The following is a 24,810-nucleotide window of genomic DNA, read 5'->3' as shown; positions in this document are numbered from 1 at the left end:
TCGCCTTCAGGTCGAGGGCGGCGCGCTTGCTATCATTCAGCCACGTGATGCTGTATTTCTTCAAGCGGACGAACGAGGAACGTTATGCCAGTAGTGGATGCCGCATGGGAAGAGTGGCTGAGCAGCAACGTGGCGCGCGGCTGCAGTCCGGATTCGATGATCGACGCCATGGTGCAGGCCGGTTTCGCCACCGAGGCCGCGCGCTTCGCCGTGCACCAGACCTTCGGCCTGAACCCGGCCAATCCCGCCTTTGCCGCAGCCGCCGCGACCGAGGCGGCGCTAGCCAGGGCCGCGCCGCAAACGTACCGGTACGACGATCCTCCCGTTGCGCGCGGCAACGTGATCCGGGCGTACGATCGTGACGTGCGCGTGCTGATGCGCTGCGAGCGGCCACAGGTGATCGTGTTCGGCGACGTGCTGTCGCCGGATGAGTGCGCCGAGATGATCGAACGCTCGCGGCATCGGCTGAAACGGTCCACGACTGTGAATCCGGACACCGGCAAGGAAGACGTGATCCGCAACCGCACTAGCGAAGGCATCTGGTATCAGCGCGGCGAAGATTCGTTTATTGAGCGGATGGACCGGCGCATATCGAGTCTGATGAACTGGCCTGTCGAAAACGGCGAAGGGCTGCAGATTCTGCATTACGGCACGACCGGCGAATACCGCCCGCATTTCGACTACTTTCCGCCGGATCAACCCGGCAGCGCGGTGCATACCGCGCAAGGCGGGCAGCGCGTGGCCACGCTGGTGATCTATCTGAACGACGTACCCGACGGCGGCGAAACGATCTTCCCGGAAGCGGGCATGTCGGTCGCGGCACAGCAGGGCGGCGCGGTGTATTTCCGCTATATGAACGGCCAGCGTCAACTCGATCCGTTGACCTTGCACGGCGGCGCGCCGGTGCTCGCCGGCGACAAATGGATCATGACGAAGTGGATGCGCGAACGTGCTTACGGCTGACGCACGCGCACTCCATGCAGCCACCTGAGCGGCGCCAGCGGATTTGCTCGCCGGCCTGATTCGTTGTGGTGTGGTTCGCCCGCGCCGTGTTCAAGCTGTCTTGTAGACGTCGGGGTTGTGCAACTCTATATAACGCTCCGGATTCGCCGGTGCCCGGAAGCCATGCGGCTCGTAGACGTGATGCGCGTCCGTCGTCACCAGCATGATTCTCCGCAAAGCCTGGAGCGAGGGGCTCGCGAATACGTGCTTCATCAATGCGGACGCATATCCCTTGCCGCGATAGGCCGGCAGCACGAAGACATCGCACAGATACGCGAAGGTCGCTTCGTCCGTAATCAGGCGCGCGAACGCGATCTGCCGGCCTTCGATATAGCCGCCGAAACATAGCGAGCCCGCGACAGCCCGCTCGAACGTCTCGCGCGGCATGCCCTTGGCCCACGTGGTTTCCTGCGACAGGAACGCGTAGACCGTTTCCATCTCGAGATCGGCCTTGTTGCTCGAAATCGTCAACTCGTGTGTGTGCACTGTGTCTCTCCGCCTGTTTTGTCGAAGCGTGCCGCCGTCAACCTTTCGCCGGATCCTCGCTGCCGCGCGACCCGCCGCCTATGCTCTGGCCGGCATTTCGTGCGAGACCCATGTAACCGGTCACGGATACCAGTGTCACCACGCCCGCGAACAGGAACGCGAGGCGAAAATCGTCGAGTGTGAACAGGCGGCCCGTGGTCTCGCCGTTGAAGAAGGCCGCCGCGCGCAACGACACGGCGCCGAATGCGATGCCGAGGCCGATCGTCATCTGCGCCGCCGCGCTCCATAGCGTGCTGGCCGCGCTCATCTGCGGTTGGGCGACGTCAGCGTAGGCCAGCGTGGCGAGTGTCGAGAACTGCATCGAACGCGCCACGCCGTAGACGAATACGACGAACAGCACCAGCACGAGCGGCACGTTCGGCGTCAGCAACCCGCACGCGATGATGAACACACCGGCCACCGTCACGTCGACGATCGACACCATGCGGAAACCGTAACGCTGCAGGATGCGCGTGGTCAGCGCCTTCATGCCGAGATTGCCGAGCGCGCTCGCGAGCAGCAACAGCCCCGACTTGAACGCCGACAAGCCAAAGCCGACCTGGAAGAGCAGCGGCATCAGATAAGGCACCGCGCCGATGCCGATGCGCGTGAACGACCCCGTCACGACGGTCACGGAGAAGGTCGGGATCTTCAGCGTCGAGACATCGACGAGCGGATGGGGATGACGCTTCGCGTGCTGGAACGCCACCACGCCCATCAGCAGGCCGCCGAGGATGATCGCGCCGGCGACCCACGGATTCTCGCCGGGCTGGCTCGCCAGTTCCGCGCCATAGAGAATCGCCGTCAGCGTTGCGCCGCTCAGGAGCAGGCCGACCACGTCGAGCGGCTTGCGTTCGGTGCCGCGCAGGTTCGGCACCAGCACGAGCGCGATCGCCATGGCCGCGAGGCCGAATGGCACGTTGAGCAGGAAGATCCAGCGCCACGACGCGTAGGTGGTGATGAAACCGCCGATCGGCGGCCCGACCACGGGAGCTGCAATTGCCGGCCATGTAATGGTGGAAATCGCCTGCATCATGCGGCTTTTTTCGGTGCTGCGGACCACGATCAGGCGGCCCACCGGCACCATCATCGCGCCGCCCATGCCTTGCAGCAGACGCGCGGCGGTGAACTCCACGACGTTCTGCGAGAGACCGCACAACACGGAGGCCACGGTGAATATGCCGATCGCGCTGAAGAACACCGTGCGTGAGCCGCAGCGGTCGGCGACCCAGCCGCTTGCCGGAATGAAGATCGCCAGCGCCAGCATGTAGGCCGTCATGCCGAGGCTGAGACTGTTGGGACCCACGCCGAACGAGTGCGCCATCTGCGGCAGCGCAGTGGCGATCACGGTGGTGTCGAGGTACTCCATGAAGAAGGTGGCGGCGACGATATAGGGCAGCCAGCCGACATGCGCGTTGCGCGTATCCGTGCCGCTCATTGCGCTGTCTCCGCCGCGCTGCGTGCCGTGTCGTGTGAACGCCGGTGGGCGTCGATGCGGTGAGCGCGCCGGTGCGTTGGGCGCGATGGTTTGGCCTTCATGTTCTTGCGACTACCTTTCGAAAACGTGTTTCCGGGATCCGCGCGAGGCGGACGAGCGACGCGAACGCAGCCGCGTTTGACGCCCCCGCGCAGCCATCCTGGATGACACGCGAGCGCCAGCCCTGAATCCTAACGCAATAAATGGCGCCACACCGAAGGCGAGGACGGTCGCCGCGCATCACGCAGGCGGCGCACGCGGCATGCCTGCAAGCCGGCGTGCGCCCCTTTACCGGAAACCCTGCTTTCTATAAACCGCTCAGTCTTTCGCGGCGTACTCGCGGTCCAGCTTGTCGTACAGCGGCTTGTTGACGAGCCGCTGACGTTCGCTAAACGGCGCGACGAGCGTGGCGTCCTCGTCGAGACGGCCATTGCTCTTCAGCGTGCCGAGCGCGCGCTGCATGCCGAGCACCGCGCCTTGCAGCGCCGCATTCGCGTACAGCACGATGCCGTAGCCGAGCTTGGCGAGCGCCTCGCGCGATTGCACCGGCGTCTTGCCGCCGATCACGATATTGATCAGTTGCGGCTTGTCGAACAGACCCGGCAGACGCTCGATGTCGGCGAGCGATTCGGTCGCCTCGATAAACAGAATGTCGGCGCCGGCTTCGATGAAACGATGGCCGCGCTCGATTGCGTCTTCGATACCGTGGACCGCGGCCGCGTCCGTGCGCGCCATGATCTGCAGGTTGCCGTCTTCGCGGGCATCCACGGCTGCGCGAATCTTGCCGACCATCTCGCTCGCGCTCACCACTTCCTTGCCGGCGAAGTGGCCGCATTTCTTCGGCATGATCTGGTCTTCGAACTGGATCACGTCGGCGCCGCTACGCTCGAGCACGCGCACCGTCTGGCGCACGTTCAGCGCGTTGCCGAAGCCGGTGTCGGCGTCGACGATCAGCGGCAGCGCAACCGCGTCGCGAATTCGCGCCGTGTGTTCGGCCACTTCGGCAAGGCCGATGAAACCGAGGTCGGGCAGGCCGAGCGACATATTGGTGACCCCCGCGCCCGTAATGTAGATCGCCTCGAAACCGGCGTCCTCGATCACGCGCGCGCTCATCGCGTTGAAGGCGCCAGGCACGAGCAGGCCCTGGCGTTGGTTGACTTTGGCGCGGAAGGCGGCGCGGCGGGTAGCGGAAGTGCTCATGACAGTGTGTCTCCAGAAGGAAAAGGCAGGGCGTTGTTTCGCAGGAAGCGTGCCATTTGGTGGTTTCGGTGATTTGGTTCGAATAATCATCAGGTTAGCTGGAAAGCTGAGGCGTAACGGTTCGTGGCACAATGGAGCTCGTGTTCCGTGGAACGTTTCATGGAACGTTCCAAAAAAGAACGGAGCGCTGCTGTGTCCACTTTCCCGTCGTCCCTCGCGAATGCCGATCCGGGCCGCCCAGGCGTTGCATTGGTGAGTATCAGTCGGTTGCAGTCGCTTTGCGAGACCGTCGCGCCGCGCTATGCCGGGCGCGCGAAATTCTTTTCAGTTCGGGAAGGCTACGGCGCCGCGGTCACCGCCTTGCAGGCGTACGTGGACGCGGGTTCGGTGGACGTCGTGCTGGCCGCCGGCTCGAACGGCGCGTACCTGCGCGATAACCTGAATGTGCCGGTGGTGATGGTCAAGGTGAACGGCTTCGACGTGCTGAGCGCGATTACCCGCGCCACGACCAGCTGGCCCAACGCGCAGATCGGCCTCGTCCTGCACGAAACGATCTCGCATGAACTGGCCGACCTGAGCGCGTGGTTGAAAGTCGGCCTGAAACAGCGCGCCTACCGTTCGATCGACGAAGTGCGGCTCGCGGTCGACAACCTCGCCGCCGAAGGCTGCAGCGTCATCATCGGACCCGGCATGGCCTGCGATTTAGCCCAGCAGGCCGGCCTCGCGAGCGTGTTCCTGTATTCGCTGGGCGCGGTCGAGGAAGCGTTCGAGCGATCCGTGGAACTGGCGCGCGTGAGCCGTCAGAAGGAATCGAAACGCGTGCGCCTGAATACGATCGTCGCGCATCTGCGCGACGGCGTCGCCGCTTTCGACGACGCCGGCCAGGTCGAGGCCGTCAACCCGGCCATGCTCGATCTGCTCGGCATCGACCGCGAGCGGGACGTGTCCGCGCAAGTGGAGCGCGCCGTCGGGCCGCTGTTGCGCGAGACGCTCGACCATGACCTTCCCATCGAGGAGCGTATCGAGCAGATCGGCGCTCGCGCGCTGATCGTCAATTGCGTGCCGATCGTCGAACAGGGCGTGCGCTCCGGCTCCGTGGTGACGCTGCAGGACGCGCTGGTCGCGCAGCGGATCGACCGCTCGCTGCGCACCAGCCAGCGGCCGAAACATCTGGTGGCGCGGCATCAACTGGACGATCTGATCGGCGATTCGGCGGCGCTCGGCCGCGTGCGGCGGCTCGCGCGCGCAGGCGCGGCGCACGACGCGACCGTGCTCCTTACCGGCGAAAGCGGAACCGGCAAGGAGCTGGTCGCGCAGGGCATCCACAATGCGAGCCGGCGGCGCGGCAATCCGTTCGTCGCGTTCAATTGCGCGGCGCTGCCCGAAGGGCTGATCGAGAGCGAACTGTTTGGCCATGAGGAAGGCGCATTTACCGGCGCGCGGCGCGGCGGCAAGCCGGGCCTGTTCGAAATCGCCCATACCGGGACGATTTTCCTCGACGAAATCGGCGAGATGCCGGCGGCGCTGCAAAGCCGTCTGCTGCGGGTTCTGCAGGAGCGCGAGGTGATGAAGCTCGGTTCGGGACGCGCCACGCCGGTCGACGTTCGAGTGATCGCCGCCACGCACCGCGACCTGCACGCGCTGGTCGAGCAGGGCGGCTTTCGCGCGGATTTGTATTTTCGTCTGAATCTGCTTCAGATAGAATTGCCGCCGCTGCGCGAATGGCGTGAAGACGTCCCGCAACTGGCGCGGCACTTGTTAAGCCGCAGCGCGCTCCAATATGGGTTGTCGGAGGCCGCGGTGGAGCGGGTGCTGGCGTTTCTTGCGCCCCTGTTCGCCCGTTACGCGTGGCCCGGCAACGTCCGGGAGCTGGAAAATCTGTTGACGCGCGCCGCGATCTATCCTGGCGGCGCTGCCGGCGAAGCCGGTGAGGATTGGCAGGCGGTGTTTCCGGAATTCGAACGCATGGAGCAGGCGACGGCCGGCAAAGCGAGCATCAGCGGCTCAGGCATAAGCGGCCCGAATGGCTCGAACACCACCGCCGAAGCCGTCCCGGCCCGCTCGAGCCCGACCCGGAAGGACGTTCTGGACGCTCTCGAAAAGGCTGGCGGCAACCGCGCAGCGGCCAGCCGGGCGTTAGGAATCGGCCGCACGACCCTCTGGCGGCTCCTGAAGGACCAATCCACGGCGTGATAGCCCGCGAGGGATGGTAAATAGTGTCAGACTATCGCCATCATTAAAACAATCCGCTTTACCTATTAAGCGCCGTCTGACATACTGACTCCACTTTCCAACCACTCAGAAAGAGGACTCAGCAAAATGCCGATCATCAATAGTCAAGTCAAACCGTTCAAGGCACAGGCTTATCACAACGGCGATTTCGTGACCGTCACTGAAGAAAGCCTGAAGGGCAAGTGGTCGGTTTTCGTTTTCTACCCGGCCGACTTCACGTTTGTTTGCCCGACCGAACTGGGTGACCTGGCCGATCGCTACGCCGAATTCCAGAAGCTCGGCGTGGAAATCTACAGCGTGTCGACCGATACGCACTTCACGCACAAGGCATGGCACGACACGTCGGACACGATCCAGAAGATCAAGTACCCGATGCTGGCTGACCCGACGCTCGCAATCTCGCGCGCATTCGACGTGCTGATCGAAGAAGAAGGCCTGGCACTGCGCGGCACGTTCGTGATCAACCCGGAAGGCGAGATCAAGCTGAGCGAAGTGCACGACAACGGCATTGGCCGTGACGCCGGCGAACTGCTGCGTAAGGTGCAAGCCGCGCAATACGTCGCGGCTCACCCGGGTGAAGTGTGCCCCGCCAAGTGGACGCCGGGCGCAGAAACGCTGACCCCGTCGCTCGACCTGATCGGCAAGATCTAAGGTCTCAGGACCAGTGTTACCGGGCGCCTCGCGGCGCCTCATCGTGCGGACCGCTTCTTACAGTGGTTCGCGCGTCCCCGGACCGCACCTGTCCTATCCGGATGCGTGCGGCGCCGGGAACCCAACACCCATCGTCACGGAATCGAATAGCCATGCTTGATGCCAATCTCAAGACTCAGTTGAAAACGTACCTCGAAAAGGTTAGCAGGCCTATCGAGATCGTCGCATCGGTCGACGACAGCGCAAAATCGCAAGAGCTGCTGGCATTGCTGAACGATATCGCGACGTTGTCGGAACGCGTCACGGTGATCGAACGTCGTGGCGACACCGAGCGCAAGCCGTCGTTTTCGATCGGCGAGCCGGGCAAGGAAACGGGCATCCGTTTCGCCGGTATTCCCATGGGGCATGAATTCACGTCGCTCGTCCTCGCGCTGTTGCAGGTCGGCGGCCATCCGGTCAAACTCGAAGACGCCGTGATCGAACAGATCCGCAATCTCGAGGGCGACTATCAATTCGAAACGTATTTTTCGCTGTCATGCCAGAACTGCCCGGAAGTCGTCCAGGCACTGAACGTGATGGCGCTGATCAACCCGCGCATCCGCCACGTGGCGATCGACGGCGCCCTGTTCCAGAACGAAGTCGAAGCGCGCCAGATCATGGCGGTACCGACCATGTTCATGAACGGCGAAGTGTTCGGCCAGGGCCGCAGCGGCGTGAAGGAAATTCTCGCGAAGCTCGACACCAACGCTGGTGCGCGTGCCGCGAAGGAACTGGAACAGAAGCCGGTGTTCGACACGCTGATCGTCGGCGGCGGGCCTGCGGGCGCGGCTGCGGCTATCTACTCGGCGCGCAAGGGTATCGCGACGGGCGTGGTGGCGGAGCGCTTCGGCGGCCAGGTGCTGGATACGCTGGCGATCGAGAACTTCGTCTCCGTGACGGAAACTGAAGGGCCGAAGTTCGCCACGGCGCTCGAACAGCACGTGAAGAGCTACGAAGTCGACATCATGGACGTGCAGCGCGCTGAAGCGCTGATCCCGGGCCGCATCAACGAGGTGCGTCTCGCGAACGGCGCGGTGCTGAAGGCGAAGACGATCATTCTGGCAACCGGCGCGCGTTGGCGCGAAATCAACGTGCCGGGCGAGCGCGAGTACCGCAATCATGGCGTGGCGTATTGCCCGCACTGCGATGGTCCGCTGTTCAAGGGCAAGCGTGTTGCGGTGATCGGTGGCGGTAATTCGGGCGTCGAAGCGGCAATCGACCTCGCGGGTATCGTGCGTGAAGTGACGTTGTTCGAGTTCGGCGCCACGTTGCGTGCTGACGAAGTGCTGCAACGCAAGTTGCGCAGTCTCGCGAACGTGACCATTGTCACACAGGCACAGACCACGGAAATCACCGGCGACGGCAAGAAGGTCAACGGTCTGGTCTATAAGGATCTGCGTTCGGGCGAAGTGAAGCAGGTCGAACTGGAAGGCGTGTTCGTACAGATCGGTCTCGTGCCGAATACCGAATGGCTCAAAGGCACGGTGGAGTTGTCGAAGCACGGCGAGATCGTTGTCGATGCACGCGGCGCAACCTCAGTGCCGGGCGTGTTCGCCGCGGGCGACGTGACCACGGTGCCGTTCAAGCAGATCGTGATCGCCGTGGGCGAGGGCGCAAAGGCATCGCTCTCGGCATTCGATTACCTGATCCGCAATAGCGAAGAAGTGGAAGTGGCTAATGAGGCTGAGGCCGAAGTAGCGGCTTGAGGTGGTGGTAGGGAAAGTGGACGGCGGCCTTCGGGCCGCCGTTTTTGTTTGAGGTTGCCGTGCAGGGCTGTTGCGCGCCTAAAAAGACCAACGGCCGCCTTATATGGATTCGCCCAGCAAGGGTCAAGCCGCCTTGCGCGAGGCGAGCCGCTTCCCAAACACCCGTTTCATTCCCCCGCTCGATCCACACTCCACAAGCCTCTTCAGCGCCCCCTATGTTTGGAGACTCCCGCCTGGCGCAATTCCTTGGCTATCCCGCTCGCCAGGCCATATAAATCTGGGAGTCGGGAAAAGTCCCGCCGACCCGTGCGTGCGCCTTGCCGCCACGCGTGGACACCGGGCGACATAAAACAAGGAGGGAGACAATGGCAACATCGCAAGCGGCGCCCGCGCGGTGGGTCGACGGCAAGCGCTATTGGTGGCTGCTCGGCGCGCTCACGATCACCTTGCCGCTGCACGCCGCAAGTCTGGCGCTGCACACCGGTTGGCACATCTTCTGGTGGTTCGGGCCGATTTTCGTGTTCGGCATCATTCCGGTACTCGACTATCTGATCGGCGACGATCCCAGTAATCCGCCCGAGGAGATTGTCCTCACACTCGAAAAAGAGCGTTATTACCGCCGTGTCGTTTATCTCGCCACGTTCATCGAGTACGTGTCGTTTTTCGGCGCGCTATGGATCGTGGGTACACATGCGCTGAAATGGTACGACTACCTGGGCTTCGCGCTCTCGCTCGGCGCGGCGACCGGCGTGTCGATCAACACGGCGCACGAACTCGGCCACAAGACCGATCGCTTCGAGCGATGGCTCGCCAAAATCACGCTGGCGCCGGTCGCTTACGGACACTTTTTCGTCGAACACAATCGTGGACATCATGTGCGGGTGGCCACGCCGCCCGATCCCGCCAGCGCGCGCTACGGCGAATCGTTCTGGGCCTTTCTGCCGCGCACGGTGTCGGGCAGCATCGCGTCCGCGTGGCGGCTCGAAAAACAGCGCCTCGCGCGTCTTGGCAAGTCGCCGTGGACGTGGCGCAACGAGGTCCTGCATTCATGGGCCATGACCGTGGTGCTGTGGGGGGCGATGCTCGCGCTATTTGGCAAAACGGTGCTTCCGTTCCTGCTGATTCAGGCGGTGTATGGTGCGTCGCTGCTCGAAGTGGTCAATTATCTGGAGCACTACGGACTCGGCCGCAAGCAGCTTGCGAACGGCCGTTACGAGCGTTGCCAGCCGCAGCACTCGTGGAACAGCAATCGCATCGTGACCAATCTGTTTCTGTATCAATTGCAACGTCACGCCGATCATCATGCGAATCCGACGCGCTCGTTTCAGGCGTTGCGTCATTTCGACGGGGCGCCGCAATTGCCTTCCGGCTACGCCACAATGATCATGCTCGCCTACGTGCCGCCACTCTGGTTTCGCGTCATGAATCCGCGTGTGGTCGCGCACTATCGAGGCGACATGGCACAGTCGAATATCCGCCCGGCCATTCGCGAGCGCGTCCTCGCGCAGTTTGCGGGCTAGCGCTGACGGGTTGATACAAATAAAAAGCCGCCCGGGGTCAACCGGGCGGCTTTTTTGTCAGTGTGCTGTGCAGCGGCGTGCGGATTCAACGGCGGTCGATCGAATACTTCCCTGCGCCTGTCACGCACAACAACAACAGCCCGCCGATAATGCTGATGTTCTTGTAGAAGTGAATCATATTGTCGTACTGCATCGCACCAGTCATATTCCAGTAATGGTGGCCGATGATCGCGGTGCCGAGCGTATACACCGCCAGCAACAGGGCAAGCGGCCTGGTGAAGAAACCGACCAGCAGCGCAATGCCCACCACCAACTCCATCACCACGGCAATCACTGCCGACAACTCGGGCACCGGTGCGCCGCTCGAAGTCATATAAGCCACGGTGCCGGCAAAGCCGGTCAGCTTCGACCAGCCGAACATGATGAACAGCACCATCAACAGAATGCGGGCGACGAGAATGACCGCGTCTTTCTGATTTTCCAATAGCGTATAGCGCATGATTTTCTCTCACAGGATAGGAAGAGTGGGGCTCGCCAGTGCTTTCCGGCGAGTCCCGCCCAGATTCTGGACACTCGGGCGTTCAGGCCTTTAGGCCGCGAGGCCAGTCAAGTCACGCAAGCCGCTTAGGCCCACAACTCCGACATCTCGATGTCGCGCAGGTCGAACACCAACACTTCCGCGTCATGCCCTTTCGTGAAGGTTAGCGCTTCTTCGCCGCGCACACGCGCACCGTCGCCTTCCTTGAACTCGACGCCGTTCACGCTCACGCTGCCACGCGCCACGTGAACATACGCATAACGATTGCTGGCCAGTTCGAGCCGTGCGGTTTCGTCGCCGTCGAAGAGACCGGCATAGACCCGGGCGTCCTGTTGCAGCACCAGCGAGTCGTTCGCGCCATCCGGCGAGAGCACGAGGCGCAAGACACCGCGCTTCTGGTCGGCGCCGAAGTGGCGCTGTTGATAACGCGGCGCCGTACCCTTTTGCCCCGGCGCGATCCAGATTTGCAGGAAGTGCACCGGCTCGCTCTTCGAATGGTTGTACTCGCTGTGCGCGACGCCGGTTCCTGCGCTCATCAACTGGATGTCGCCAGGCACGATCACCGAGCCGGTGCCCATCGTGTCCTTGTGCTCCAAGGCGCCTTCCAGCACGTACGAGAAGATTTCCATGTCGCGGTGCGGATGCTTGCCGAAACCTTGTGCCGGCGCGACACGGTCGTCGTTGATGACGAGCAGGTCGGAGAAGCCATTCTGCTTCGGATCATGATAATTCGCGAAGGAAAATGTGTGACGCGAACTAAGCCAGCCGTGCTCCGCGCGGCCGCGTTGATTGGCCTGTCTGATTTCAAGCATCTTTTTTCTCCTGGGTTGTGCGATCCGGCCAGATGTTTGTCCGCGATCCATGAACGACAGTGTAGGTCAATCCGGATGGCTATAATCGAGCTTAAAACGGAAACACTGTCACTATGGAGTGGACAAAACAATGCAGCTCGACGACATGCGGATTTTCGTCGCCACGGTCGACGCCCGAAGCTTCACGGCGGCCGCGAACCGGCTATCGCTGTCAAAGCAGTTCGTCAGCCGGCGGGTAATGGGGTTGGAAGAGACGCTGGGCGTGCAATTGCTGATCCGCAATACGCGCAAGCTGGCGGTGACCGATCTGGGACAGGAGTTTTACGAACGCGCCAAACGCATTCTCGGCGAGGTCGAAGACGCGGAGCAGGCCATGTCGCTGCGGCGCGCCGGACCGCGCGGGCTGTTACGCGTGAGCGCGCCGATGTCGTTCGGCATGGCGCATCTGTCGCCGCTCGTCGCGACCTTCCTGCGGGAACACGGCGACGTGCACATCGAGATGGACTTGAGCGACCGTACCGTCGACGTCGTGGGCGAGGGCTTCGACATGGCGATCCGGATCGGCACCTTGCCCGATTCCACGCTGATCGCGCAGAAGCTCGTGGACATCAGGGTGGTGGCGTGCTGCAGTCCCGGCTACGTGCGGCGCCGGGGTGCGCCTGTGGTGCCAGGCGATCTGACGCGTCATTCGTGCCTGTTGTATGGCCACGGCGGGGCGGTGAGTTGGGAGTTCGTCGTCGATGGCGTGACGAAGGGCGTCGAAGTGCACGGTCCGTTGCGCGCCAACAATGGCGAGCTGGTGCGCGATGCGGCCGTTGCGGGTTTGGGGATTGTTCGGCTTCCTGACTTTATCGTCGCAGACGCGCTAAGGAGTGGTCAGCTCGTGCCGGTGCTCGAAGATTTTCTGCCCACCGCGACGAGCGTCTACGCCGTTTATCCGCAGCACAGACAAAGCTCCCTCACGATCCGGGCGTTCGCGGAATTCTTGAGGGAGCATCTGAAGGCGCGTTTGATGGCGTGAAGCCGTGGGTGCCGCGCGAAGATTCCATGCGGGCGGCAATCCGGTTCAGCCGGACGATTGACGCGGCGACCCGCTTGACGGGAGCCTGCCGCAGCGCGTCATTGCCGCCGCCCGTCCCGGCGTTTAACCGTCGCGGAAAATAAAGCTATAGCCGTTCAACGCCGGCACGCCGCCCAGGTGAGCGTACAGCACGCGCGACCCTTCCGGAAATTCGCCGTTACGCACCATCTCGATCATGCCGTGCATCGATTTGCCTTCGTAGACGGGATCGGTCAGCATGCCTTCCGTGCGTGCACACAGGCGGATCGCTTCCAGCGTGCCTTCATTCGGCAGCCCGTATTCCGGACCCGCGAATCGCTCGTCGAGCACCACGTCCGCGCTCGTGATATCGCGCTCCAAACCGACTTTTTCCGCGGTCTGTCTGGCGATTCTTGTGATCTGCTCGCGCGTTTGCGCGGGCTTTGCCGAAGCGTCGATGCCGATCACGCGAGCGGCGCGCTCGTCAGCGGCGAAGCCCACGACCATGCCGGCCTGCGTGCTGCCGGTCACGGAACACACTACGATGTAGTCGAACTTGAAGCCCAATTCGGCTTCCTGCTCGCGCACCTCCTCCGCGAAGCCGACGAAGCCGAGGCCACCGAGCGGATGGTCCGAACAGCCGGCCGGAATCGCATACGGTTTGCCGCCGGCGGCCCGCACGCTTTCTAGTGCATCCTCCCAGCTCTTGCGAAAACCGATGTCGAAGCCGTCGGGCACGAGCCGCACATCGGCGCCGAGAATGCGCGACATCTGGATGTTGCCGACCCGGTCGTAGACCGCGTCCGAATAGTTGACCCAGTTCTCCTGGACCAGCACGCACTTCATGCCCAGGTGCGCCGCCACGGCCGCGACCTGGCGCGTCTGGTTCGACTGAATTCCGCCGATCGACACGAGCGTGTCGCAACCCTGAGCAAGCGCTTCAGGGATCAGATATTCGAGCTTGCGCGTCTTGTTGCCACCAAATGCCAGGCCGCTGTTGCAGTCTTCACGTTTCGCATACAGATGCACTTTGCCGCCGAGGTGCTTGCTCAGACGCGCCAGCGGTTGGATCGGCGTCGGCCCGAAAGTAAGCGGGTAACGAGGGAAACGTTGCAGGTTCATGGCCTCTCCTTGGCGGGTAAGTTTCACGCGAACAGCATCTCGTCGCGTTGGAGAGATAGTAGGTAAAACCGTTGGAAATGTGCTTGCAAAAAAATTGTCCACAGCATACTTTTTAGACGAGAATGACTTAAAGTAATTAACAAAATCGGTATTAAATGACATATGAGCGCAACAAAATTTCGTAAGACCCACGGCGGCACCATTGCTGCTGCTGCCGCCGTTCAGGCCGATCCGCTGCAATCGCTCGACCGCATCGATCGCGCGATCGTGCGGCAACTGCAAATCGACGCGTCGATTTCAAACGTGGCGCTGGCGGCCAAGGTCAAGCTGAGCGCGCCGGCGTGCTTGCGGCGTGTCGAGCGACTCAAGGAATCCGGATTGATCCGCGCGGTCGTCGCGCTGATCGACCCGAAGGCGGCGGGGGCGGGAATGCTGGTGATCATCGGCGTGGTGCTGGATCGCTCCACGCCGGATTCGTTTGCCGAGTTCGAGAAGGCGGCGCAGAAGGTGACCGGATGCATGGAGTGCCACGTCGTGACCGGCGAGTTCGACTATTTCATGACTATCCGCACGCGCGACAGCGACAGCTTCAACCGCCTGCACGCGGAGCAGTTGCTCTATCTGCCGGGAGTCCGGCAAATCCGCTCATTCATGGTGCTCAAGGAAATTCTCTCGACCACGAAATTTCCGTTGTGATCGTGCTTCCATCCGCCGGCGCGCGCCTGCCCGCGCGCATCCGATCTTCGTCACCCCTGATCCGAACCCGCCTTCTAAGGGCTAGGCCCGCATTTTGCAATGGTGCGTCCATCGGCAAATCTTTCGGACCGGTCTGCTTAGACAAATGCCTGATTGACGGTGTGTCGGCCGCGTGCGAGTCGTGTGTTTTGCCGGGTAGCGGGTGACGTTCGCTGAAAAAGTTACATGCCGTACGTAGTTAGGCGGCGGCCGCCCTCGGCTTTTTTATCCATTGCGGACCGAGGGCGAAAACATAACCATCCTCGCGATTCGCGAGATCGGAGAACTCTGGTGTTCAAGAACCATAAGAAGCGGGGCGGCAGGCTCCGCAATAAACAGGCAGGCATTGCAGCAACGTCACTCGTCGCCGTGACCATTGGCGGTGTCGCCGCGCTACCGGGTTCGGTCTCGGCGCAGACACCTTCGCCGCTCGGCGAATGGCAATATTCGGTCGGCATTCCGCTACAGAAGATGTGGCAGCCGAATATTCCAGACTGGCAGGTGCGGGTCGGCATGGCAACGTCGTTCCAGCCGCGCTACGAGGGCTCCGACCGGTATCACTTGATGGCCGGTCCAAGTGTCGACGTGCGCTACAAGGATCTGTTCTTCCTATCGAGCGGCGAGGGTTTCGGCGTGAACTTCGCGCAGGGCCCGAACTGGCGCGCCAGTCTTGCGGCCGTCTACGATCTCGGACGGCGCGGCCATGACGACCCGCAGGAACTGAACGGCCTCGGTAACATCAATCCCGCTCCAGGTATCAAACTGGCCGGCGAATATGTGGTTTCGAAGGATTTCCCGCTGGTGCTGCGTGCCGACGTCAGACGCTATTTCGGCGGCTCGAATGGCTGGACTGGCGATTTCGGCGCTTATATGCCGATGCCGGGCAGCACCAAGCAGTTCTTCTGGTTCGCAGGTCCAAATGTGACCCTTGCGGATTCGACCTACATGAATAGCTGGTTCGGCGTGAATCAGAGTCAGGCGGCGCATTCGCAGTATTCGCAATATCACGCGAGCGCGGGTTTCAAATCGGTGGGCTTCGGCATTAGCGCGGTGTGGCTGTTCGACAAGCACTGGTTCGCCACTGCGGACGGCGCATTCGAACAACTGGTGGGCAGTGCGGGCAATAGTCCGGTGACGCATCGCAAAGCCAACGGCGTAGCCGATATTTCCATCAACTACCGCTTCTGATAGTGGGCGTTCAGGGCTGAGCTGCGGCGCCCAAATGCGGCGCGCTGCAGCGCTAACTATTGGCAATCGGCAATCGCCACGGCAATCGGTGATTGCGAGGGCATAGGCAATTTCAGCGGCATAGGCCATTGCGTGGGATAGGCAATTGCCACGACATCAGCAATCTCTACAGCAACCGGCATTAACAATAATCGCGCCGCTCGCGGGGCTACCCGCGGGTACACCGCTTGCTGCCTCACTCCAATGCGTCAGACCGGATTCCCCCCGCCGGCACGCCCCGAACGCAAGGAGCAGATTCTCATGGCAGGAAAAACGAACGCACAGAAGCCCGCAGCGAAGAGCGCGCAGGCGAATGGTCCGCAATCGGATGCGAAATCGAAGGATCTCGAACAGTTTCGAGTCAGTCCGGAAGGCGAAGCGCTGAGAACCAACCAGGGCGTCAAAATCTCCGACAACCAGAACACCCTGCGCGCGGGACCGCGCGGCCCTTCGCTGCTGGAAGATTTCATCATGCGTGAGAAAATCACGCACTTCGACCATGAGCGTATTCCCGAGCGTATCGTGCACGCGCGCGGCTCGGCGGCGCACGGTGTATTTCAGGTCTATGAGTCGATGCGGGAATACACCAAGGCGGCGTTCCTGCAGGACCCTGCTGCACAAACGCCGGTTTATGTGCGCTTTTCCACGGTACAGGGCCCGCGCGGCTCCGCCGATACGGTGCGCGACGTACGCGGCTTCGCTGTGAAATTCTACACCCAGGAAGGCAATTACGATCTCGTCGGCAACAACATGCCGGTGTTCTTTATTCAGGACGCCATCAAGTTTCCCGACTTCGTGCACGCGGTGAAACCGGAAGCGCCGAACGAAATGCCCACCGGCGGTTCCGCACACGACACCTTCTGGGACTTCGTCTCGCTGGTGCCCGAATCCGCGCATATGGTGCTGTGGACCATGTCGGACCGCGCGATCCCGCGCAGCCTGCGCACCATGGAGGGCTTCGGGATTCACACGTTCCGCTTCGTGAATGCGCAAGGCAAGGGCCGCTTCGTCAAATTTCACTGGCGTCCGGTGCTGGGCTCGTACTCGCTGCTGTGGGACGAAGCGCAGAAGCTGGCGGGCAAGGACCCGGATTTCCATCGACGTGATCTGTGGGAGTCGATCGAACGAGGCGACTACCCGGAGTTCGAACTCGGCGTGCAGATTATCGAAGACGCGGACGAACACAAATTCGATTTCGACCTGCTCGATCCGACCAAGCTGATTCCCGAAGAGCTGGTGCCGGTCAAGATCATCGGCAAGATGACGCTCAACCGCAATCCCGACAACTTCTTTGCCGAGACCGAACAGGTGGCGTTTCATCCGGGTCATGTCGTGCCGGGTATCGACTTTTCGAACGATCCGCTTTTGCAAGGGCGTTTGTTTTCGTACACGGATACGCAGATCAGCCGTCTGGGTGGCCCGAACTTCCATGAGATTCCGATCAACCGTCCTGTGTGCCCGTTCAACAACAATCAGCGTGACGCCATGCACCGCCAGACGATCAATGTCGGTCAGGCCTCGTATGAGCCGAATTCGCTGAGCGGCGGTTGGCCGAAGGAAACCGATCCGGCGCCGTCGGACGGCGGCTTCGAAAGTTATCAGGAGCGCGTGGAAGGCACCAAGATTCGCGTGCGCAGCGAATCGTTCGCCGATCATTTTTCGCAGGCGGCGCTGTTCTACAACAGCATGTCCCAGCCGGAGAAAGACCATATCGCCGCGGCTTATCAATTCGAACTCGGCAAGGTGACGAAGCCTGAGATTCGCGCGCGCGTGGTCAACGAAATTCTCGCCAACTTCGACGCGGGACTCGCAGCGCAGGTGGCCGCCGGGTTGGGTTTGCCGGCGCCGAAAAAGGGCACGGCGAAGCTGTCCGGTCCCAAGGATTCACCGGCGCTGAGCCTGCTCAACCGGGTGAAGCCGGGCATCAAGACCCGCAAGATTGCGTTGCTGGCCGCGCCCGGCTCCGACGGCGCCGCCATCAGGAAGCTTCAGCAGGCGCTGCAAGGCGAGGGCGCGGCGCCCATGTTGATCGCGCCCACGCTTGCCGCGATCGACGGTATGGCCCCGGACGCCACGATTGCCGGATTGCCGTCGATCATGTTCGACGCGGTCATCGTGGTAGGTGGCGACCAGGGTGCGAAGACGCTCGCGCAATCGGGCGATGCGCGGCATTTCGTGCTTGAGGCGTTCAAGCATCTGAAGGCGATTGCGGCGATCGGCGCGGGGCGCGATGTGCTCGCCGCCGCGCACCTGCCGGACAATGCCGACGGCGTCGCCACCGGCGATGACAAACAGGCCGCCGACGTGCTGAAGGCCTTCATCGAGGCGGCCGGACAGCATCGTGTGTGGTCGCGTGCGCAGCAGGCTGAAACCGTGCCGGCGTGAGCGTCTCGCAAGTCGTGCGAAGCCTTGGCCAGTGCGAACCGGCCAGGGCTTTTTTCATGCTATGGCGCGACTCGCGCGCCATTCAGCCGGTGCGTATTCTTCGGCGCGGCAGCGGCAGCAGAGGCGGCCGCCGACACGCCCGCCGGCCCTTCGGGAATATCGCCGGGACGCGAGGCCTGCACCGCTTGCGGATACAGCACGAGCAGCGCGCGCAGCACGCCGTTGGTCCAGCCGAACCCGTCCTGCAGCGGATACTCGCCGCCGCCCGCGGAGACGCCGGGTGTGGCCGCATCGATATCGTATTTCTCGACGAGCTTGCCCGTGTGCTGGTAGTACGACACATTGGTTCTGATCCAGCGCGTCGCAATGGTTTGCGCGAGCGCCGGTTCGCTGTAGCGCCGCAAGCCGATCACGGCCAGATATTGCAGCGGCGCCCAGCCGTTCGGCGCATCCCATTGCTGCCCGCTCGCCACCTGTGTAGTGGCGAGACCGCCGGGGCGCAGCAATTCGCGCTGCAACGTGGCGGCGACGGTCTTCGCCTGCTGACGGCTGGCTATTCCCGTATATAACGGATACACCGTCGCGGCGGTGAGCCTGTGCGTGAGCGTGTGATGCACGAAGTCGTAGTCGCCGAATGCCTGCAACTGCGGGTCCCACAACACGCGGCGAATCGCGTCGGCGCGGGTGGCGGCGCGCTGCTCCATATTTTCCGCATGCGTGACGTCGCCGCGCAGACGGTAGGCCTTCGCCAGCGTGCGTTCCAGATCGGCCAGCAGGCAATTCAGATCGACGGGCACGAGAGAGGTCACGTCCACGGTGGCGAGCATCTTGCCGTCGGCGAACCAGCGCGAGCTGAAATCCCAGCCGGTTTCGCCGCCCGCGCGCAGATTGCGCCACAGATCGGCGGCATCGCGTTGCGGAGTCTGCTGCGCGGTCAGGACGTCTTCGCGATACGACTCGTCGCGCGGCGTCGCGCGTTCGTCCCAATACCGGTTGAGCAGCGTGCCGTTGGGCAGGCGTACCACATGCCGGTTTGCGTGACCGGCGGCGAGGCCTTCGCTGCCGTCCATCCAGTACGCGTATTCGCGCTGCAATTCGGGCAGGTATTGCGCGTAGACGGCGTCGCCGTCTTTTTCGGCCACGAGGCGCACCATCTGCGCGAAAAACGGCGGTTGCGAGCGGCTCAGATAGTAGGTGCGATTGCCGTTCGGAATATGGCCGTAGCGGTCGATCAAGGTCGCGAAGTTCTTCAGTTCGTCGACCACCAGCGCATGCTGGCCGCTCTGTTCGAGACCGAGCATGATGAAGTACGAGTCCCAGTAGTAGATCTCATCGAAGCGGTCGCCCGGCACGATATACGCATACGGCAGCGGCAGCAGCGAGGACCACGGGCTCGCGGTCGCATCGGGCTCGCGGCGCAGCACATTCCAGAGCGTATCGATATGGCCGACCACGTCCTGATCGGGATCGGAGACATACGCTTTCGCCGTGCGCGTGGGCAACGTGAAGTTGTGCTTCACGAAGTCGGCGAGACTGAAATTGCGCTGGTGCTTCGCGGTGGCATATGCGGCGGCGATCTCAGCAGGCGATGCAAGCGGCACCATGTCCGCGAAAGTTTTGCTGTCGGGAAACAGATGCGCGAGCTGCACATCGCGATAGAGCGTGGGGTATTGCTCCGACGGTGGAATCGGTACGACGGGCGACGGCTGCGTGGGCGGCTCGACGTGCACGGCGGCGGCCATGATGCCGTCTTGTACAGCGGGCGCAGTGGCCACCAGCGCCGCGCCGCTCGCCGACGCATGCCATACGAGCGCGGCGGCGACGAGGGTGCGCAACGGAGCGCGGGAGAGTGCGATGAAGGCGTGAGAAGGCATCGGCTACCAGATCGAAGTGGGCGGCGATCGAATGATCGAACGGGGCGAAATCGCATTCCTCGCATGATTGACCCGCGTGTGTCGCGCAAAGTTGCGTCGGCCGGCAACAGCCCCGCCCAGTAAGCCTAAAACCGCGTTTGGGCACCTCAAAACAAACACCCATCCTGTATGATTACGCCCGTCGTAGCGCGACAAAATGAATCACCCGAAATACCCGAAAAATATTCCGAATCGACACGATTCGCCCAGCCGAAGACAGAAAAAATGACCGCATCTCAGGCCGTCGACCAGAATCGTTTTCGCAGCATCATTCGCCGCAATATTGCGTTGCCCCTGGGTGTCGGCCTGGTGACCATGGCTGTCTTCGTCGGACTGATCGCGTATCTGGTTTCGACCATGAACTGGGCCGAGCACTCCGAGCGCGTGATTGGCCAGGCCAATGAAATGCTGCGCCTCGCGGTCGATCGCGAATCCTCCATGCGCGGCTTCCTGATCACGGGTGACGAGAGTTTCCTCACGCCGTATGAAGAAGGCGGCCCGCGATTCAAGACTCAGATCGAGGCCCTGCAGGAACTGGTCTCCGACAACTCGCCCCAAGTCGAAAAACTCAAGCAGATCGCTGCGATTCAGCAACGCTGGAGTAACTTCGCCGAACAGATGATCGACGCGCGCCGGCGTAATCAGGATTTCGAAAGTGCGGTGGCGAGCGGCCGTGGCAAGATCGAATTCGATGAGACGCGCCGTGAATTCGGCGATTTTCTCGATGTCGAATTGCGCCTGCGCCAGGAACGCGCGGAAGCGACGCGCCGCGTCACCACCACGCTGGTGAGCGTGTTTCTGCTCTTCAGCCTGAGCGTGAGCGGTCTGCTCGCGTGGATCGGGCGGCGCGAACTGATGAGCCTGTCGTCCACCTATGACAGCGCGCTGCGGCAGCAGGCCGACCAGACGGAGATGTTGCAGGAGCAGGTGTGGTTGCGCTCGGGGCAGCGTCTGCTCGCCGAAAGGGTCGTCGGTCAGACTACCTCGCCGCTGGTGGGCCGCGCGATGCTCGACTTCCTCGCGCAGTATCTCGACGCCGTCGTCGCCGCGCTCTACGTGCGCGACAAACGGCATGGCACGCTGCGCCGCATCGCGACCTATGGGTTTAGCCGTGAAAGCGAGCAGGCCGCGGCGCGCAATTTCGAAGAAGGCGAGACGCTGATCGGGCAGGCGGCCTCGGCGCGCCGTACGCTGGTGTTGCGCGATGTGCCGGCCAATTACGTGCAAGTGGTGTCGGCCACCGGCAAGAGCGTGCCGAAGAATCTGCTGATCATGCCGATCGAAAACGACGGCGAGGTCAACGGCGTCGTCGAACTGGGCTTTGTGCGCGAGCTGACTGTGCGCGACCAGGAGTTCATGGAACTGATCGCGAACAGCATGGGCGACTTCGTCGAAGCGGCGCTGTATCGCGAGCGGTTGCAGGACGCGCTGGCCGAAACGCAGCAGCTGAATGAAGAGTTGCAGGTGCAGCAGGAAGAGTTGCGCGTCTCCAATGAAGGGCTCGAAGAACGCGGCCGCGCGCTGATGGAGTCGCAAACGCGGCTGGAAGCGCAGCAGGCCGAACTCGAACAGACCAACGTGCAACTGGAAGAATACGCGCAGCGTCTCGAGCGGCAAAAGTCCGATCTGCTGCGCGCGCAGGACGACCTCGCGGCCAACGCGGCGCGCCTCGAACAGTCGAGCCGCTACAAGTCCGAATTCCTCGCCAATATGTCGCACGAACTGCGTACGCCGCTGAACAGTTCGCTGATTCTCGCCAAGCTGCTGCAGCAGAACCGCACCGGCAATCTGACCGAAGAACAAGTGCGCTACGCGGAGACGATTCACGCTTCCAACAGCGACCTGCTGGTGCTGATCAACGACATTCTGGATCTTTCAAAGGTCGAAGCCGGCCAGGTCACGGTCGAACTCGAAACGGTATCGATCGACGCGACCCTGCAGGCGCTCGAGGAAATGTTCAAGCCAATGGCCGGCGCGAAGCATTTGCAGCTCAGCTTCGACCGCTTGCCGGGCACGCCGGATACGTTCATCACGGACGGCCAGCGTGTCACGCAGATTCTGCGCAACCTGCTCTCGAACGCGGTGAAGTTCACCGAACACGGCGAGGTGGCGCTCTCGGTTGCACCCGCTGAAGGCGGCATGCTGCGGGTCGACGTGCGCGACTCCGGCATCGGCATCGCGCCCGACAAGCTGGACATGATCTTCGAAGCGTTCCAGCAGGCGGACGGTTCGACCAGTCGTCAATATGGTGGCAGCGGTCTGGGTCTGTCGATTTCGCGTGAGTTTTCGCGCTTGCTGGGCGGCCGCATTACTGTTGCCAGCGAGATCGGCAAGGGCAGCGTGTTCACGCTGTGGCTGCCGGTCGATGCGGAAGCCGCCTTGAACACGAACTCAGGCGCGTACAATCCGGCGCCGGTGTTCGCACCGGCCGTGGCGCCAGCCGGTCCGCAGGCCGCGGGCGGATCGGCGGTAGAACCGCTACTGGCGCGGACGTCTTCGGTCGGCAGTCCGCCCACGGTGATCACGCCCGCCAATGGCCTCATGAACGTCCACACTGGCGGTCACGGCACGGGCACTACGCTCGAAACGCCGATTCGCCCGATTGCCGACGACCGTGACAACCGCACCCGTGCGGGCCGTCTGATCGTGGCCGTGGAAGATGATCTCGCGTTCGCCGAAATCCTGCGCGAGCTGACGCATGAACTCGACTTCGATTTCGTCCACGCGAGCGACGCCGCGAGCGGCCTCTCACTGGTGCGCGACATGCGCCCTGCGGCCGTGCTGCTCGATGTCGGCTTGCCGGACCGCTCCGGCCTGACCGTGCTGGAGTGGCTGAAGAACGACCCGCTCACGCGGCACATTCCGATCCATATCGTCTCCGCCACCGATCACGCCGACAAGGCGCTGCACCTCGGCGCTATTGGCTATACGCTGAAGCCGACCGCGCGCAGCACGATGGAAGCCGCGATCCGCCGCCTCGAAGCGCGCTTGCAGCAGCGCCTCAAACGCGTGCTCGTGATCGAGGACGACGCGCCGATGCGCGAAAGCATCCGCGCGCTCCTGCAAAGCGAGAACACCGAGATCGTTGCGGTCGCAACCTTGGCCGAAGCGCTCGAATATCTGGCGAAGGTCACGTTCGACTGCGTGGTGACCGATCTCGCGCTGCCCGACGGCACCGGCTACGACCTGCTCGAACGGCTCGCAACGAACACCGCGCATGTCTCGCTGCCCGTCATCGTTTATACCGGCCGGATGCTCTCCGACGAAGAAGAGCACCGCCTGCGCCGCTATTCGAAATCGATCATCATCAAGGGGGCGAAGTCGCCCGAACGGCTGCTCGACGAAGTCACGCTGTTCCTGCACAGCGTCGAGTCGTCGCTCGCGCCCGAGCAGCAGCGCATGCTGCGCACGGTACGTCAGCGCGATAATGCGTTCGAGGGCCGCACGATCCTGCTGGCCGAAGACGACGTGCGCAATATCTTTGCGCTCTCGCATGTGCTGGAGCCGCTCGGTGCGAAACTGCAGATTGCGCGCAACGGCCGCGAAGCGCTCGAAGCGCTGGAAAACGGTCCCGAAGTACATCTGATCCTGATGGATATCATGATGCCGGAGATGGACGGTTTGACTGCGATGGGCGAGATTCGCCGCCATCCGCGTTTCGCTCATCTGCCGATCATCGCGCTGACCGCGAAGGCGATGGCGAACGACCGCACGCGCTGCCTCGAAGCCGGCGCGGACGACTACGTTTCCAAGCCGATCGACGTGGACAAGCTGGTCGCGCTGTGCCGCGTGTGGCTGCGGCAACGCTAGCAGGAGAAGGGAACACGTGAGCGAGTGCCAATGAGTCAGTCCGAATTTGACGCGCCGCAACGCATCAGCGATTTCGACATCGAGTTGAAACTGCTGCTGGAGGCGATTTATCTCAAGTATCAGCACGACTTTCGCCACTATGCGATGTCGTCGCTGCGGCGCCGCCTGTCCCAGGCGCTCGACGAGTTCGGGCTCAAGACGCTGTCGCAGTTGCAGGACCGCATCATGCGCAACGGCGACGAGTTCTCGCGGCTGTTCCAGTACCTCACGGTACAGGTGAGCGACATGTTTCGCGATCCGGCGTATTTCCTCGCGTTGCGCGAACATGTTCTGCCGCGTCTGCGCACCTATCCGTCGATCAAGGTGTGGGTAGCGGGATGCAGCACGGGCGAGGAACTCTGGTCGCTGAAAATCCTCTTCGACGAGGAGGGTCTGACCGAGCGCACACTGTTCTACGCGACCGACATCAGTCCGGACGCGCTGGCGCGCGCCGAGTCCGGCATCTACGCGCTCGACCGGATTCAGGGCTTCACGCAGAACTATCTGGCGGCGGGCGGCAAGCGTTCGCTGTCCGACTACTATCACGCCGCGTATGGCGGCGCGCGCTTTGCCGGTTCGCTGAAAGAGCGCGTGGTGTTCGCCGACCACAGCCTTTCCACCGACGAAGTTTTCCTCGAAGCGCATCTGGTATCGTGCCGCAACGTGTTGATCTATTTCGATCGTGGTTTGCAGGATCGCGCGCTGGGTCTGTTCGAGAACGCGCTCGTGCGGCGTGGTTTTCTGGGTTTGGGCAGCAAGGAAAGCCTGCGTTTTTCCCGTCATTACGAAGCGTTCGACGAGTTCCGCCCGAGCGAACGCATTTATCAGAAGCGCTAGC

18 protein-coding genes are annotated in these 24,810 nt (G+C 62.5%); 11 read left to right on the top strand and 7 right to left on the bottom strand.

Going from position 1 to position 24,810, the window contains the following annotated elements; genetic code table 11:
* Positions 1-84 precede the first annotated feature (84 nt).
* Positions 85-963: a 2OG-Fe(II) oxygenase gene (locus AC57B1_RS21805; protein WP_496418625.1), complete on the top strand. Its 879-nt coding sequence runs from the start codon at positions 85-87 to the stop codon at positions 961-963.
* Positions 964-1,053: 90 nt separating this feature from the next.
* Here AC57B1_RS21805 and AC57B1_RS21800 read toward each other — a convergent pair whose 3' ends face one another.
* The 3 genes from AC57B1_RS21800 to AC57B1_RS21790 all read right to left on the bottom strand — a co-directional run bounded on the left by AC57B1_RS21800 (position 1,054) and on the right by AC57B1_RS21790 (position 4,204).
* Positions 1,054-1,488 (bottom strand): GNAT family N-acetyltransferase, encoded by a 435-nt coding sequence (locus AC57B1_RS21800; RefSeq protein WP_496418624.1) that lies wholly within the window; start codon positions 1,486-1,488, stop codon positions 1,054-1,056.
* A gap of 37 nt (positions 1,489-1,525) precedes the next feature.
* The gene (locus AC57B1_RS21795; protein WP_408186233.1) at positions 1,526-2,965 is read right to left on the bottom strand and encodes an MFS transporter; all 1,440 of its coding nucleotides are present in this window, start codon (positions 2,963-2,965) and stop codon (positions 1,526-1,528) included.
* Between the two features lie 357 nt (positions 2,966-3,322).
* Positions 3,323-4,204, bottom strand: a complete 882-nt coding sequence (locus AC57B1_RS21790) for an isocitrate lyase/PEP mutase family protein (RefSeq protein WP_408297580.1) — start codon at positions 4,202-4,204, stop codon at positions 3,323-3,325.
* 159 nt (positions 4,205-4,363) lie between these two features.
* Between AC57B1_RS21790 and prpR the strand changes: the two genes are divergently transcribed.
* From prpR to AC57B1_RS21770, 4 genes are all read left to right on the top strand, one after another.
* Positions 4,364-6,397, top strand: a complete 2,034-nt coding sequence (gene prpR / locus AC57B1_RS21785) for a propionate catabolism operon regulatory protein PrpR (RefSeq protein ID WP_496418623.1) — start codon at positions 4,364-4,366, stop codon at positions 6,395-6,397.
* 126 nt (positions 6,398-6,523) lie between these two features.
* Positions 6,524-7,087, top strand: a complete 564-nt coding sequence (ahpC, locus tag AC57B1_RS21780; RefSeq protein ID WP_408186236.1) for an alkyl hydroperoxide reductase subunit C — start codon at positions 6,524-6,526, stop codon at positions 7,085-7,087.
* A 152-nt stretch (positions 7,088-7,239) separates the two neighbouring features.
* On the top strand, positions 7,240-8,832 hold the full coding sequence (ahpF, locus tag AC57B1_RS21775; RefSeq protein ID WP_496418622.1) for an alkyl hydroperoxide reductase subunit F: 1,593 nt from the start codon (positions 7,240-7,242) through the stop codon (positions 8,830-8,832).
* Positions 8,833-9,197: 365 nt separating this feature from the next.
* Positions 9,198-10,352, top strand: a complete 1,155-nt coding sequence (locus tag AC57B1_RS21770; protein ID WP_496418621.1) for an alkane 1-monooxygenase — start codon at positions 9,198-9,200, stop codon at positions 10,350-10,352.
* Positions 10,353-10,437: 85 nt separating this feature from the next.
* Here the strand turns inward: AC57B1_RS21770 and AC57B1_RS21765 are convergent, their stop codons facing one another.
* Together AC57B1_RS21765 and AC57B1_RS21760 are read right to left on the bottom strand one after the other, a co-directional pair.
* Positions 10,438-10,851 carry a DoxX family protein gene (locus AC57B1_RS21765; protein ID WP_091808088.1) on the bottom strand — a complete coding sequence of 138 codons (414 nt, stop codon included), beginning with the start codon at positions 10,849-10,851 and terminating at the stop codon, positions 10,438-10,440.
* 125 nt (positions 10,852-10,976) lie between these two features.
* On the bottom strand, positions 10,977-11,702 hold the full coding sequence (locus AC57B1_RS21760; protein WP_496418620.1) for a pirin family protein: 726 nt from the start codon (positions 11,700-11,702) through the stop codon (positions 10,977-10,979).
* 130 nt (positions 11,703-11,832) lie between these two features.
* On the opposite strand from AC57B1_RS21760, the gene AC57B1_RS21755 reads away from it, so the two are divergent.
* Positions 11,833-12,723 carry a LysR family transcriptional regulator gene (locus AC57B1_RS21755; protein ID WP_091808092.1) on the top strand — a complete coding sequence of 297 codons (891 nt, stop codon included), beginning with the start codon at positions 11,833-11,835 and terminating at the stop codon, positions 12,721-12,723.
* A 123-nt stretch (positions 12,724-12,846) separates the two neighbouring features.
* Here the strand turns inward: AC57B1_RS21755 and AC57B1_RS21750 are convergent, their stop codons facing one another.
* Positions 12,847-13,863 (bottom strand): 1-aminocyclopropane-1-carboxylate deaminase, encoded by a 1,017-nt coding sequence (locus AC57B1_RS21750; protein WP_496418619.1) that lies wholly within the window; start codon positions 13,861-13,863, stop codon positions 12,847-12,849.
* A 162-nt stretch (positions 13,864-14,025) separates the two neighbouring features.
* On the opposite strand from AC57B1_RS21750, the gene AC57B1_RS21745 reads away from it, so the two are divergent.
* From AC57B1_RS21745 to katE, 3 genes are all read left to right on the top strand, one after another.
* Entirely contained in the window at positions 14,026-14,559 is a 534-nt protein-coding gene (locus tag AC57B1_RS21745; RefSeq protein ID WP_496418618.1) for an Lrp/AsnC family transcriptional regulator, read from the top strand.
* A 330-nt stretch (positions 14,560-14,889) separates the two neighbouring features.
* Positions 14,890-15,786 carry a MipA/OmpV family protein gene (locus AC57B1_RS21740; protein WP_496418617.1) on the top strand — a complete coding sequence of 299 codons (897 nt, stop codon included), beginning with the start codon at positions 14,890-14,892 and terminating at the stop codon, positions 15,784-15,786.
* Between the two features lie 300 nt (positions 15,787-16,086).
* The gene (katE, locus tag AC57B1_RS21735; protein WP_496418616.1) at positions 16,087-18,210 is read left to right on the top strand and encodes a catalase HPII; all 2,124 of its coding nucleotides are present in this window, start codon (positions 16,087-16,089) and stop codon (positions 18,208-18,210) included.
* Positions 18,211-18,269: 59 nt separating this feature from the next.
* Here katE and treF read toward each other — a convergent pair whose 3' ends face one another.
* Positions 18,270-20,084, bottom strand: coding sequence for an alpha,alpha-trehalase TreF (gene treF / locus AC57B1_RS21730; RefSeq protein ID WP_408346160.1), 1,815 nt, complete (start codon positions 20,082-20,084; stop codon positions 18,270-18,272).
* Positions 20,085-20,348: 264 nt separating this feature from the next.
* On the opposite strand from treF, the gene AC57B1_RS21725 reads away from it, so the two are divergent.
* Together AC57B1_RS21725 and AC57B1_RS21720 are read left to right on the top strand one after the other, a co-directional pair.
* Positions 20,349-23,933, top strand: coding sequence for a response regulator (locus AC57B1_RS21725; RefSeq protein WP_496418615.1), 3,585 nt, complete (start codon positions 20,349-20,351; stop codon positions 23,931-23,933).
* Between the two features lie 30 nt (positions 23,934-23,963).
* The gene (locus tag AC57B1_RS21720; RefSeq protein WP_091808107.1) at positions 23,964-24,809 is read left to right on the top strand and encodes a CheR family methyltransferase; all 846 of its coding nucleotides are present in this window, start codon (positions 23,964-23,966) and stop codon (positions 24,807-24,809) included.
* Position 24,810: the final 1 nt, after the last annotated feature.

This window comes from Paraburkholderia sp. BGA-UO-ETr-F21 (genome assembly GCF_059567925.1).
The sequence above is the reverse complement of the archived record's forward strand: the minus strand, read 5'-3'. Positions and strand labels throughout refer to the sequence as shown.